This is a genomic window from Myxococcus sp. RHSTA-1-4 (genome assembly GCF_020037125.1).
Classification (GTDB): domain Bacteria; phylum Myxococcota; class Myxococcia; order Myxococcales; family Myxococcaceae; genus Myxococcus.
Map to the genome: position 1 here is coordinate 235,220 of NZ_JAIQDG010000013.1, position 12,824 is coordinate 248,043.

General features: G+C 68.2%; 9 protein-coding genes, 1 tRNA gene and 2 pseudogenes. 11 read left to right on the forward strand and 1 reads right to left on the reverse strand.

The features are described 5' to 3' along the window. The first annotated feature begins 28 nt into the window (after window positions 1-28). The 11 genes and pseudogenes from thrS to K8638_RS19560 all read left to right on the forward strand — a co-directional run bounded on the left by thrS (window position 29) and on the right by K8638_RS19560 (window position 12,304). The gene (gene thrS / locus K8638_RS19510) at window positions 29-1,957 is read left to right on the forward strand and encodes a threonine--tRNA ligase (protein WP_223756065.1); all 1,929 of its coding nucleotides are present in this window, start codon (window positions 29-31) and stop codon (window positions 1,955-1,957) included. A 91-nt stretch (window positions 1,958-2,048) separates the two neighbouring features. Beyond that, window positions 2,049-2,774: a translation initiation factor IF-3 gene (gene infC / locus K8638_RS19515; RefSeq protein WP_223756076.1), complete on the forward strand. Its 726-nt coding sequence runs from the start codon at window positions 2,049-2,051 to the stop codon at window positions 2,772-2,774. 90 nt (window positions 2,775-2,864) lie between these two features. After that, entirely contained in the window at window positions 2,865-3,071 is a 207-nt protein-coding gene (rpmI, locus tag K8638_RS19520; protein WP_046713978.1) for a 50S ribosomal protein L35, read from the forward strand. Between the two features lie 95 nt (window positions 3,072-3,166). After that, on the forward strand, window positions 3,167-3,514 hold the full coding sequence (rplT, locus tag K8638_RS19525; protein WP_223756066.1) for a 50S ribosomal protein L20: 348 nt from the start codon (window positions 3,167-3,169) through the stop codon (window positions 3,512-3,514). Window positions 3,515-3,674: 160 nt separating this feature from the next. Then, window positions 3,675-4,724, forward strand: coding sequence for a phenylalanine--tRNA ligase subunit alpha (gene pheS / locus K8638_RS19530; protein WP_223756067.1), 1,050 nt, complete (start codon window positions 3,675-3,677; stop codon window positions 4,722-4,724). A gap of 86 nt (window positions 4,725-4,810) precedes the next feature. Continuing rightward, window positions 4,811-7,225 (forward strand): phenylalanine--tRNA ligase subunit beta, encoded by a 2,415-nt coding sequence (gene pheT, locus K8638_RS19535; protein ID WP_223756068.1) that lies wholly within the window; start codon window positions 4,811-4,813, stop codon window positions 7,223-7,225. 93 nt (window positions 7,226-7,318) lie between these two features. Beyond that, window positions 7,319-7,597, forward strand: a pseudogene (locus K8638_RS19540) (integration host factor subunit alpha); the annotation flags it as partial. Between the two features lie 201 nt (window positions 7,598-7,798). Further along, a tRNA-Pro gene (locus K8638_RS19545) sits at window positions 7,799-7,875 on the forward strand. Window positions 7,876-7,999: 124 nt separating this feature from the next. Then, the gene (locus tag K8638_RS19550; RefSeq protein ID WP_223756070.1) at window positions 8,000-8,986 is read left to right on the forward strand and encodes an AAA family ATPase; all 987 of its coding nucleotides are present in this window, start codon (window positions 8,000-8,002) and stop codon (window positions 8,984-8,986) included. 20 nt (window positions 8,987-9,006) lie between these two features. Further along, window positions 9,007-11,532, forward strand: coding sequence for a S8 family peptidase (locus K8638_RS19555; RefSeq protein ID WP_223756071.1), 2,526 nt, complete (start codon window positions 9,007-9,009; stop codon window positions 11,530-11,532). 172 nt (window positions 11,533-11,704) lie between these two features. Beyond that, window positions 11,705-12,304, forward strand: coding sequence for an imm11 family protein (locus tag K8638_RS19560; RefSeq protein WP_223756072.1), 600 nt, complete (start codon window positions 11,705-11,707; stop codon window positions 12,302-12,304). Window positions 12,305-12,425: 121 nt separating this feature from the next. Here K8638_RS19560 and K8638_RS19565 read toward each other — a convergent pair. Beyond that, window positions 12,426-12,824: pseudogene (locus K8638_RS19565) on the reverse strand (hypothetical protein); the annotation flags it as partial.

The following is a 12,824-nucleotide window of genomic DNA, read 5'->3' on the forward strand; positions in this document are numbered from 1 at the left end:
GCCGCCCGCTGTTTTTCCGAGGTCTCGCATGTCCGACATGATCACGGTGACGCTCCCCGACGGAAGCCAGAAGCAGACCGCCCGGGGGACCACCATCGCGGACTTCGTGCGTGAGAGCATCGGGGCGGGCCTGGCCAAGGCCGCCCTCTTCGCCCGGGTGAATGGCCAGGACATGGACCTGGCCCGGAAGCTGGAAGAGGACGCGAAGCTCCAGATCTTCACGCCGAAGAGCCCCGAAGCCCTGGAGCTCATCCGTCACGACGCCGCCCACGTGGTGGCCAGCGCCGTGCAGCGCCTCTTCCCCGGCACGCAGGTGACCATCGGTCCCGCGACGGAGGAGGGCTTCTACTACGACTTCTTCCGCGAGAAGCCCTTCACCCCCGAGGACCTGGAGAAGATCGAGGCCGAGGCCAACGCCGAGCTGAAGCGCGACCTGGCCTTCGTCCGCACGGAAATCTCCATGGACGAGGCCGTGCGCCTCTTCGAGGAGAAGGGCGAGAAGTTCAAGGTGGAGATCGTCAAGGACATCGCCGCCAAGGGCGCCAAGACGCTCACCCTCTACTCGCACGGTGACTGGGTGGACTTCTGCCTGGGGCCCCACGCCCCGAGCACCGGGAAGATCGGCGTCATCAAGATCCTCTCGTCCAGCGGCGCGTACTGGCGCGGCGACCACCGCAACCCCATGCTCCAGCGCGTCTACGGCACGGCCTTCTTCGACAAGAAGGCCCTGCAGGAGTACCTGACGCGCATCGAGGAGGCGAAGAAGCGCGACCACCGCAAGCTGGGCAAGGAGCTGGACCTCTTCCACTTCCACCAGTACGCGCCGGGCGCCGCCTTCTGGACGGCCAAGGGCACCGCGCTCTACCAGACGCTCTCCAACTGGATGCGCGAGCTCACGGCCGAGGACGGCTACGTGGAGATCAAGACGCCCCTGATGTTCAACAAGGGGCTGTGGGAGACCAGCGGACACTGGGGCAAGTACAAGGAGAACATGTTCCTCGTGCTGGACAACGAGTCCGGCGAGCATGACTTCTCCCTCAAGCCGATGAACTGCCCGTCGCACCACCTGTTCTACGGCTTCAAGAAGCACAGCTACCGGGACTTGCCGCTGCGCTTCCACACGCAGGACGTGCTGCACCGCAACGAGGCGGCGGGTTCGCTCGGCGGCCTCACGCGCGTGCGCCAGTTCGCCCAGGACGACGCGCACATCTACTGCATGGAGAGCCAGATCACCGACGAGGTGCGGCGCTTCGTGAAGCTGCTGGACCGCGTCTACAAGGCGGTGGGCCTCACCTATGCGGTGAAGCTGTCCACCCGCCCCGAGCAGCGCCTGGGCGATGACTCCCTGTGGGACCGCGCCGAGGGCGGACTCAAGGCGGCGCTCGAGTCGCTGGGCCTCCAGTACGAGCTGGCCCCGGGTGACGGTGCCTTCTACGGCCCGAAGATCGACTTCGCGGTGTCGGACAGCATCGGCCGCCGCTGGCAGCTCGGCACCATGCAGCTGGACTACCTGGCCCCGGAGCGCTTCGACCTGACGTACGTGGGCGAGGACAACGCCGAGCACCGCCCCGTGGTGCTCCACCGCGCCATCTTCGGCTCCTTCGAGCGCTTCACCGCCATCCTCATCGAGCACTTCGCCGGCGCCTTCCCGGCGTGGCTGGCCCCGGTGCAGGCGACGCTCGTCACCGTGGCGGACCGTCAGCTCGACTACGCCCGGAAGGTGCGGGACGACCTGCGCGCCAGGGGCTACCGGGTGGAGCTGGACGAGCGCGGCATGACGCTCAACGCCAAGATTCGCGAGGCCCAGATCCAGAAGGTGCCCTTCACCCTGGTGGTGGGCGACAACGAGGTCGAGGCGGGGGCCGTGGCGCCCCGCCGGTACGGCGGCGAGGACCTGAAGACCATGAAGCTGGCGGACTTCGAGGCCCTCCTGGCGAAGGAGGCCGCCCTGCCGTGAGCGGGAGGTCAGACCCGGCCGGTGCGTGCCGGTGGGGTCTTGACTCTGGGTCGCACCTGGATATGGTGCCGGCCCTTCGGAGGATTCTCCTATCGTTCGCGACCAAAGAACGAACCGTCGAATCCGTGCTCGTGAGGTCCGGGTCGTAGGCTCGGGGGGCGAGCAGCTTGGCGTATTGCCGATCGAAGCAGCGCTGGAGCGCGCTCAGTCAGAGGGGCTGGACCTCGTCGAGGTCAACCCGATGGCGAAGCCGCCAGTCTGCAAGATCATGGACTACGGCAAGTTCAAGTACGAGGAGAAGAAGAAGGCCTCCGAAGCAAAGAAGAAGCAGGTCGTGGTTCACCTCAAGGAGGTGAAGCTCCGCCCGAAGACGGAGGAACACGACTACGAGTTCAAGGTCCGCAACGTCCGCCGCTTCCTGGAGGAGGGCAACAAGGCGAAGGTGACCATCATGTTCCGCGGGCGTGAAATCACGCACAAGGAGCAGGGCACCGCCATCCTGGACGACGTGACGAAGGACCTGAAGGAAGTGGCGGTGGTGGAGCAGGCGCCCCGGATGGAGGGGCGGCAGATGTTCATGATCCTGGCTCCCAACCCGAAGGTGGCGGCGAGGGCGCGCGAGCTGGCCCGGCAACAGGCCGAGGCGGCGAGCAAGAAGGGCGACGGCAAGAACGAGGTCCTGGTGGCGGGTGGCGCGCCGGTGGCGGCGGGCAATCAGGGTGGGGGGCGGCCGGTGGGCCGCCCCGAGGGGAGCGCGGTCCCCCAGGCGGCGGTGGCCCCGGCGGCACCAGCTTCCTCACCCGCCGAGACGAAATAGTGGTACAGGCTGTCGGCTCTTACCGCGGCCCCGATTGACAACGCCCGAGGCAGCGGAGCTGACGGCACTGAGTGAGGAAGGATCAGGACGATGCCGAAGTTGAAGACCCGCAGTGGTGCGAAGAAGCGGTTCCAGGTGAAGAAGAGCGGCCAGGTCAAGCACGGCAAGGCCTACGGCAAGCACCTCTTCACCCACGCCAAGACGCCGAAGCAGAAGCGCGGCAACCGCGGCACCAGCCATCTCCGCGACATGGACGCGAAGAAGGTCATCAAGGAGATGTTCCCCTACGGGGCGTGAAGAGTCTGAAGTACGCGGTTCGCGTGGCCTCGTCGGAGCGGCGGTACGCCGGTGCCGGGGGGCTCTAAACTACGCAGTCTGGAAGTGAGTGTGTCATGCGCGTCAAGAAGGGTTTCAAGGCTCGTCGCCGTCGTAATCGGATTCTGAAGCTGGCCAAGGGCTACCGTGGCCGTCGCAAGAACTGCTACAAGCGCGCCAACCAGGCGGTTGAGCGGGCGCTGGACTACGCCAGCCGCGACCGCATGCAGCGCAAGCGGGACTTCCGCCGGCTGTGGATCGTCCGCATCAACGCGGCGGCTCGCACCGTGGGCCTGTCCTACTCGAAGCTGATCGCCGGCCTGTCCAAGGCGGGCATCAACCTGAACCGCAAGGTTCTGTCGGACATCGCCATCGCGGACCCCTCGGGCTTCGCGGCCGTCGCCAACAGCGTGAAGGCGGCCTGAGACACGCCGGCCCGGCAGGGCTGGCGACAAGACGGGTGGGGCGGTGGCTTCGAGCCGGCCGCCCCGTCCGGGTGAGTGAACGGGCTGCCTCTCCGGGGCGGCCCTTTCTTTTTGCCCCGAGCCCAAGGGCACACGGGGCCTGGAACGGAGGCGGAAGTCCATGCGGGATCGGTTGCTGGCACTGGCGGAGGCGGCGCGGCGGGAGATCGGCGTCGCGTCGGAGCTGCCCGTGGTGGAGGCGCTTCGGGTCCGCTACCTGGGCAAGAAGGGCGAGCTGTCCGGCGTGCTGGGCGGCATGGGCAAGCTGCCCCCCGAGGAGCGGCGGGCGCTGGGCGAGGTGGCCAACACCGTCAAGGCGGAGCTGGAGAAGCTGCTCGCCGAGGCGGTGAAGCGCGCGGAGGACGCGGCGCTGGAGGCCCAGCTCAAGGGGCCCGGGCTGGACGTGACGCTGCCGGGGCGGACGGTGCGGCCGGGCAGCCGGCACCCGGTGTCGCGGACCATGGAGGACATCGTCCGCACGTTCTCCCGGCTCGGCTTCGACGTGGCCAGCGGCCCGGAAATCGAGCTGGACTACTTCAACTTCGAGGCGCTGAACCTGCCGAAGGACCACCCCGCGCGGGACATGCAGGACACGTTCTACGTGGACGACGCCTCGCTGGGCCACGCGCGCAAGGCGGACAGCCCGGTGCTGCTGCGCACGCACACCTCGCCGGTGCAGGTGCGGTACATGCTCAACCGCAAGCCGCCCATCCGCGCGGTGATGCCGGGGCGCGTGTACCGGCGCGACTCGGACATCACCCACACGCCCATGTTCCACCAGGTGGAGGGCCTGCTGGTGGACCGGGACGTGACGTTCGCCGAGCTGAAGGGCACGCTGGACGCGTTCGTGAAGGCCTTCTTCGGCTCGGCCACGCGCACGCGCTTCCGCCCGTCCTTCTTCCCCTTCACCGAGCCCTCCGCGGAGGTGGACATCTCCTGCACCTCGTGCGGCGGGAAGGGCTGCCGGGTGTGCAAGCAGACGGGGTGGCTGGAGGTGCTGGGCAGCGGCATGGTGCACCCCAACGTCTTCACCGCGGCGGGTTATGACCCGAGCGAGGTGACGGGCTACGCGTTCGGCATGGGCGTGGAGCGCATCGCCATGCTGCGCTACCGCATCGACGACCTGCGGATGATGTTCGAGAACGACGCGCGCTTCCTCGAGCAGTTCTGAGTCCCGTGGGGGCCGCGGCCCCGCCTCGGAGCGAGGCGGGGAGGCCGGGCCTCCGAGTTCCAGCCGTTGGGCAAGAGGGTGGACCTGTGAAGATTTCGGTGAAGTGGCTGGGTGATTACGTGGCGCTGCCGCCGTCCGAGGACGAGCTGGCGCGAAAGCTGACCGCCGCGGGCCTGGAGATTGAGGGCCTGGAGCGTCCGTCCGAGGGGCTCCGGGGCGTGGTGGTGGCGCAGATCAAGGAGTCCGTGCAGCACCCCAACGCGGACAAGCTGTCCGTCACGCAGGTGGACATCGGCGGGACGGCGCTCGTGCAGGTGGTGTGCGGCGCGAAGAACTACAAGGTCGGCGACAAGGTGCCGCTGGCCACGGTGGGCACGAAGCTGCCCAACGGCGCGGACATCAAGCAGGCGGCGCTGCGCGGCGTGGACAGCTTCGGCATGCTCTGCTCGTCCAAGGAGCTGGGGCTGAGCGAGGAGTCCAGCGGGCTGCTCATCCTCTCCGCGGACGCGAAGCCGGGCATGCCCATCGCCGAGGCCCTGGGCCTGGACGACGTGGTGCTGGAGGTGAACGTCACCCCGAACCGGCCGGACGCGCTCAGCCACCTGGGCGTGGCGCGCGAGGTGGGCGTGGTGACGGGCTCCGCGCTGAAGGTGCCCCAGCCGAAGCCGGCCGAGTCCGGCACGCCGGCGGCGGAGCGGGTGAAGGTGCGCGTGGACGCTCCGGACCGGTGCCCCCGCTACGTGGCGCGGGTGGTGGAGAACGTCACCATTGGCCCGTCCCCTCAGTGGATGCAGGACCGGCTGAAGGCGTGCGGCGTGCGCGCCATCAACAACGTGGTGGACGTCACCAACTACGTGAATCTGGAGTACGGCCAGCCGCTGCACGCGTTCGACCTGGACAAGCTGGGCGGGCAGGAAATCGTGGTCCGCATGGCGGGGAAGGGCGAGAAGCTCACGACGCTGGACGGCAAGGAGCGGACGCTGGACCCGGATGACCTGGTCATCGCGGACGGGACGCGGGCGCAGGCGCTCGCGGGCGTCATGGGCGGCGGGGACAGCGAGGTGACGCAGGGCACGAAGCGCCTGGTGCTGGAGTCGGCGAACTTCGTGGGCTCCGGGGTGCGGCGGACGGCGAAGCGTCACGTGCTGCACACGGAGGCGTCGCACCGCTTCGAGCGCGGGGCGGACCTGGACGCGGTGGTGCCGGCGATTGACCGGGCGGCGCAGCTCATCGCGGAGCTGGCCGGTGGCACGGTGGCCCCGGGGCGTGTGGACGTGTACCCGGCGCCGAAGCCTCCGCGGAAGGTGACGCTGCGCTTTGGCCGGGTGGAGAAGGTGCTGGGCGTGGCGGTGGCGGAGCCGGAGGTGCGGCGGATTCTGGCGGCGCTGGGCTTCAAGGCGGTGGAGGAGGGGACGGGGCAGGTGACGTACGAGGTGCCCCGGGCCCGCGTGGACGTGGAGCGCGAGGAGGACCTGATGGAAGAGGTCGCCCGCGTGTACGGCTACGACAACATCCCCGCGACGCTGCCGCGCGGGCTGCCCGAGCTGGCGCCGGAGCCGGCGCACGTCGAGGCGGAGCGGCGGATGCGGCACGCGCTGGCGGGGGCGGGGCTGGACGAGGTGGTGAACTACTCGTTCGTCGCGCCGAAGAGCCTGGAGGTGCTGGGCGGGAAGGAGCAGCCGGTGGCGCTGCTGAACCCGCTGAGCGCGGAGCAGTCGGTGATGCGCACCAGCCTGCTGCCGGGCCTGCTGGAGAACCTGTCCCGCAGCGTGCGGCACCAGGTGGAGTCGGTGGCCATCTACGAGACGGGCCGGGCCTACTTCCGGGACGCGGAGGGTGGGCAGGGCCAGCGGCCGGCGGCGCGCGAGGTGCACCGCGTGGGCGGCCTGGTGTGGGGCCTGCGCGGCGGTGGCCGGAGCTGGACGCAGAAGGACGCGAAGGCGGACTTCTACGACGCGAAGGGGGCGCTGGAGGCGGTGCTGGGCGCGCTGCGCGTGGACGGGGCCACCTTCACTCCGGGTGAGCACCCGGCGTACCACCCGCGGGCGTGTGCGCAGGTGAAGACGGCGGACGGCACGCTGCTGGGGTACGTGGGCGAGCTGCACCCGCGCGTGGTGAAGGCGCTGGGACTGCCGGAGGGAGTGTTCACCTTCGAGCTGGACACGGACCCGCTGTACGCGGCCGCCCGGCTGGTGCCCGAGTACCACCCGCTGCCGCGCTTCCCGGCGGTGCTGCGGGATCTGGCGGTGGTGGTGCCGGTGGAGCTGCCGAACGACGAGGTGCGGCGGGTCATCCTGGAGGTGGGGAAGCCGCTGGTGGAGGACGCCCAGGTGTTCGACGTGTACACGGGCAAGCCGATTCCGGAGGGGCAGAAGAACCTGGCGTACGCGCTGCGCTACCGGGCGCCCGAGCGGACGCTGACCGACGTGGAGGTCAACGAGGCGCACCAGCGCATCGTCGAGCAGGTGAAGCAGCGGCTGGGGGCGGCGCTGCGGGCCTGAATTCCTGAATGAAGTCAGAGGGTTGACACGTCTCCGGGAAGGCTGCGACAGTGCCCTCGCGTTCATCGCACCGAGGGCATCCCGAGGAATCGCATGACGAAGGCGGACATCATCGAGGGCGTCTACGAGAAGGTCGGCTTCTCGAAGAAGGAGTCGGCCGAGATCGTGGAGCTCGTGTTCGACACCTTGAAGGAGACGCTGGAGCGCGGGGACAAGATCAAGATCTCCGGGTTCGGCAACTTCCAGGTGCGCCAGAAGAAGGCGCGGGTGGGGCGGAATCCGCAGACCGGGAAGGAGATCGAGATCTCGGCGCGCCGGGTGCTGACCTTCCGGCCGAGCCAGGTGCTGAAGAGCGCCCTGAACGGCGAGGCGCCGCCGGAGAACCACGCGGAGATCGACGCGCGCGAAGAAGCGGCGGCGGACGCGGCGGAGGCCCGGGGCGAGGACTTCGACGAGGAGGGAATGGAGGACGGCGAGGGGTGAGTTTTCCCACGGTGGCCTGCTGCTCTTGCTTGACCTGGGCGTCATGTGGGGGCATAAGGGCGCACCGTTTCACGACGGCAGCAGCAGTGCCGGGGCGTAGCGCAGCCTGGTAGCGCACTTGCTTGGGGTGCAAGTGGTCGCAGGTTCAAATCCTGTCGCCCCGACCATAGAAGGCCCTGGAGTCCTTGGCGAAAGCTGGGGGCTCCAGGGCCTTCACCTTTTGGGCGCTGGCTGGGGTCCAGTGCTTGCGATGGCTCCTGGGCTGGTGCTCAGGCTACAAAGAAGGGAGTCATGGCAACCGCGGACCAGGTCAAAGCGCTCATCCGGAGCCACGCCGATGGCGACGACACGCGCTTCTACGCGATCGCCATGCAGGTCGCCGCGCAGGCGGCACGAAGCGGCCACGGCAAGTTCGCCCAGGAACTGCGCGAACTCGTCGATCAGGTGAAGGCACGTGCGAAGGAGGTCGAACCGGTCCGTGGCCCGAAGGCCGTCCCGCTGGCCCAGCCACGAGGCGAGTTGGCGGGCCTGCTCACGGTCAGCTACCCAAAGACCCGTGTCGTCGACATGGCCCTCGCCGACGTGTTGCGCACTCGCCTCGACCGGATTCTCAATGAGCAGCGCCAACGGGATCGAATTCGCGAGCACGGATTCGTCCCCATGCGGAAACTCCTCCTCGTCGGCCCGCCTGGTACCGGCAAGACGATGACTGCAGCGGCTCTCGCGGGCGAGTTGGGCCTGCCTCTCTTCAGCATTCAGCTCGATGGTCTCATCACGAAGTACATGGGCGAGACCGCCGCCAAGCTGCGGCTCGTGTTCGATGCGATTCAGTCGACGCGAGGCGTGTACTTCTTCGACGAGTTCGACGCCCTGGGGGGAGAGCGCGGCAGCAAGAACGACGTCGGCGAGATTCGTCGCGTGCTCAACTCCTTCCTCCAGTTCCTGGAGCAGGACGAGTCTGACAGCCTCGTGCTCGGAGCTACGAACCACGTGGGCCTGCTCGATCGGGCGCTTTTCCGTCGTTTCGATGCCGTGCTTGAGTACACCCTGCCTACCGGAGACATCGCGGCGCGCGTGATGCGAGCGCGCCTCGGGTTGATGGACACGTCGGCGATCGACTGGGGTGCCGCCGTGAAGGCCTCCGAGGGGCTCAGTCACGCCGAAATCGCCATGGCCTGCGAGCAGGCGGCGAAGAACGCGATCCTCGACCACTCCACCGCAGTTTGTGACACCGAACTCGTCCTCGCTCTTGAGGAACGGCGCGGTACGCACGCGTAGCTCGTCACGGAGATTGACGCGTGGCCGCTCCTCGGAACCGCAAGCACATTATCGTCTCCGGCAAGCCGACGGCCGAGGCCTACAAGCCGCACGGGCGGAAGATCGACATCCCGAAGCCACCGGCTCCTGCAAGCCGAGCGGCGCATGGCAAGGCGCTCAAGCAGGCGCTTGAGTCGGCTGTCGTGGAGGCGCACCAGCGTCGAACCGACGCCGGAATCCAGGTTCACGGCGCAGTGCCGGGGCTCTACGTGCAGTTCGAGAGCCAGCCCGGCGTGCCCCTGAATCTCTCGTCGCTCGAAGATGCACGGCAGGGTATCGAGCTTGTCGCGGTCAGCCACTCACAGACAGAGGAGGCAGAGCTGCGGCGAGTCGAGCGCGCGACGGTCTTCGTCCCCGAAGGAAAGGTGAAGCATTTCGTCACGCGCTTCGAGCGTTACGCGAAGACGACGCCGAAGTCGAAGGGCGAGCGACGCCACGAGGAAATGCTCGACCCTGTGGCCGCGTTGCGGCTCTCAACGCTCCGCGGCCTCTGGACGGACGCGCCCGAGGTCTACCCGGAGGATCACGAGACGATCTGGTGGGAGGTTTGGCTGCGTCGGCAAGACGGTAGTGAGCTCGCACGGCTCATGGAGTTCGCCGGGCGCAGGCAGGTTGACGTGGCCGCGCGCCGCCTGCAGTTCGACGACCGCATCGTCACGCTGGTTCGCGCGACAGCGGAGCAGCTCTCTGATTCCATTGACGTGCTCAACGACCTGGCGGAGGTGCGCCGCGCGAAGGAAACCGCGACGGTCTTCTCCGACATGGCGCCCGATGAACAGGGAGACTGGGTCGAGGAGCTGAGCGCGCGGACGACGCCGCCCGCGGCCGCCGCACCCGCGGTCTGCGTGCTCGACACCGGCGTGACCCGTGGCCACCCGCTCCTCGCGGCATCGCTCGCGGCGTCCGACTGTCACACCTGCGAGCCTGCTTGGGGCGCACACGACCACGACGGCCACGGTACCGAGATGGCCGGCCTCGCTCTCTACGGTGACCTGACACCGGTGTTGGCTGGCTCGGGGCCGGTGCAGCTCCGCCACGGGCTCGAGTCCGTGAAGATCTTGCCTCCGAACGGCCAGAACCCGCCCGAGCTGTACGGAGCCATCACCGCGGAGGCGACGAGCCGCGTCGAAATCCAGGCTCCCGACCGACAGCGTTGCTTCTCCATGGCTGTGACGGCGCTCGACGAGCGAGATCGTGGCCAGCCGACGTCGTGGTCGGCTGCGGTCGATGCGTTGGCCGCAGGACGAGCGCTCGATGCAAGCAGCAAGGGCCTCGTGTACCTCGATGACGGCAACGAACCCGTCCGCCGACTCTTCGTCGTGAGCGCCGGGAACGTCGATGGGAGTGCGCTCCAGATCGCGCACCTCGAGCGTAGTGACACCGATGCGGTCCACGACCCGGCGCAGGCGTGGAACGCGCTGACTGTCGGCGCGTTCACCGAGAAGGCCATCGTCCAGGATCCGCAATGGAGCGGCTGGCAGCCCGTGGCGCACGCGGGTGACCTCTCGCCATGGAGTACGACGGGGGTCGTGTTCGCCGATGCTTGGCCCATCAAGCCGGACGTCGTCTTCGAGGGCGGCAACATCGTGAAGAACGCCAAGGGCGAGGTCGACTTCCCGTGCCCCGACCTGTGCCTGCTCTCCACCCACTACCAGCCCGCGCAGAAGCCGCTCGTCCTGAGTTGGGCGACGAGCGCGGCGACCGCGCAGGCCGCGCGCATGGCCGCCATCATCGCGGCCGAGTACCCAACGCTCTGGCCCGAGGCCGTGCGTGCGCTCGTTGTTCACTCGGCCGAGTGGACGGCGCGGATGCAGACGCACCTGCGAGGTGCGAGCGGGAAGCGCGCCCGCGCGCGCCTCGTGCGTCGCTATGGATTCGGGGTGCCGAGTCTCAGCCGAGCTCTGAGGAGCGCAGGCGACGCGCTCACGCTGATCGCGCAGGGCAGCATCCGGCCGTTCGTCGACGGGAAGATGCGCGAGATGCACTTGTTCGATCTGCCCTGGCCGCGCGAGGTGCTGCAAGGCCTCGGTGAGACACCTGTGCGGCTGCGCGTGACACTCTCCTACTTCGTCGAGCCGAATCCGGGGCGCCGCGGCTGGAAGAAGCGTCACTGCTACGCGTCGCATGCCCTCCGTTTCGAGGTGAAGGGCCCGACCGAGTCCGTCGAGGAGTTCCGCAAGCGGCTCAACCGGCGCGCGCTCGACGAGGACGAGGCGAAGCCCGCGACCGGCGGCGATTCGTCGGAGTGGTACCTCGGCGAGCAGGCCCGCAACCACGGTTCGATTCACTCAGATATCCTGCAGGGCTTCGCCGCCGACCTCGCCGAGCGTGGTGTCATCGGTATCTACCCGGTGAGCGGCTGGTGGAAGGATCAGCCGAAGCGGGACCGGAGCGAGAAGGGCGCGCGGTACGCCCTCGTCGTTTCCATCGAGACACCCGGCGTCGAGACGGACATCTGGACCCCGGTGGCCCAGCAGGTCGGCGTTCCGGTCGCCATCGAGACGTAGGCCCCTATTGCCGGCGACGCTGCGGCCTATGCGCAATTCAATCAACCAGTTCGCTATCACCCTCCAACCAACCCAATCGCGCGTTAATTCAGAATCTGGCTCGGAGGATCTCATCCGAGAACACCTGGCACAACAGCTGGCGACCCGGAGCGCGTGACGCTACGAGTTCACCATGGCGCCGCGCTACTTCGAGCTCTCTGACGACGTCTATCTCCCTGGACGCTGGGAGCTGGGGAAGCTCACCGACGCTGAAGGGGGCAAGGAGGTCTGGCCCTGGCTCCTCAAGAGAGGGGAGCCCGCGCACTTCCCGAAACGCCCCGTAGCCCCCATCAGGTCTCCTGGCAGGCCGCTCGATTTCTCTCACGCGGCCTTTGGCATCCCTGTCGTCCACGCCCGCGCGGCGTCCATCTTCACGGAGCTGGCCCCCGCGGATGTGCAGCTCATTCCGGTGAGCATCGAGGGGCAATCGGATCCGTATTTCATCCTGAACGTCATCCGCATCGTGAAGTGCATCGCCGACAAGGCGTCCGCGGAGGTGCGTTACTGGACCGAGGAGGATGGACTGCCGGAGAAGGTCGGCAAGTATTCCTCCGTCTCGGGCATGCGCATCGACCCCACGAAGGTGGGCGATGCAAAGGTGTTTCGTACCTGGGGATGGCACGTTGCGCTCATCGTGTTCGTAGACATCAATGAGGCTCTGGAGCGCGCGGGTGCCACGGGGGTGAAGTTCAAGGAGGTCACCGGTCCGGGTCAGGTCCTGAATCGTGTGTAGGAGGGGAGGGCCTCGGCATGCATCGAGTAGGCGCTGGAGTCGGCGCGGCTGGGAGGCGGACGACGAGGGCGAATGGACGAACCTCGAGACGATCGAGTGTCGCTTCTCCGCGCGCGCTCCCTCACAGCCCCAGCTCCCTGCCGAGCACCTTCAACACGAACCCATCGCGCGTACCTTCCGCTGCGACCATCTTGCGGATTCGGTCCTTCACCTCCGCGGCACTGCCGTGGCGCTCGGCGGCGACGAGCGCCGACCGGTACGCCGCCCACACGTCGGCGCCCGTGATCTCGTAACCGTAGCCCTGCACCAGCCAGTACAGCGCGAGCAGCCCGACGCCGACGGCGAACGCTGGCTGGTCCTCCGCGTAGTCGCGTGCGGCACGCGTGAGCGTCTTGGGGTCGCACGGCGTGCGGCTCGCGAGCGCGAGAGCTTCGTCGTAGAGCCCGGCGTCCTTCGCGGCCGCGAACCACTTGCCCTCGTCGCCGGGCGTGGCCTTCACGAGGTCGGCGAGGAGCTCCGC

Excerpts from the sequence above, each read along its gene's own strand:
- thrS (WP_223756065.1), top strand. The coding sequence starts at position 29 with ATGTCCGACATGATCACGGTGACGCTCCCCGACGGAAGCCAGAAGCAG.
- rpmI (WP_046713978.1), top strand. The coding sequence starts at position 2,865 with ATGCCGAAGTTGAAGACCCGCAGTGGTGCGAAGAAGCGGTTCCAGGTG.
- rplT (WP_223756066.1), top strand. The coding sequence starts at position 3,167 with ATGCGCGTCAAGAAGGGTTTCAAGGCTCGTCGCCGTCGTAATCGGATT.
- pheS (WP_223756067.1), top strand. The coding sequence starts at position 3,675 with ATGCGGGATCGGTTGCTGGCACTGGCGGAGGCGGCGCGGCGGGAGATC.
- K8638_RS19550 (WP_223756070.1), top strand. The coding sequence starts at position 8,000 with ATGGCAACCGCGGACCAGGTCAAAGCGCTCATCCGGAGCCACGCCGAT.
- K8638_RS19560 (WP_223756072.1), top strand. The coding sequence starts at position 11,705 with ATGGCGCCGCGCTACTTCGAGCTCTCTGACGACGTCTATCTCCCTGGA.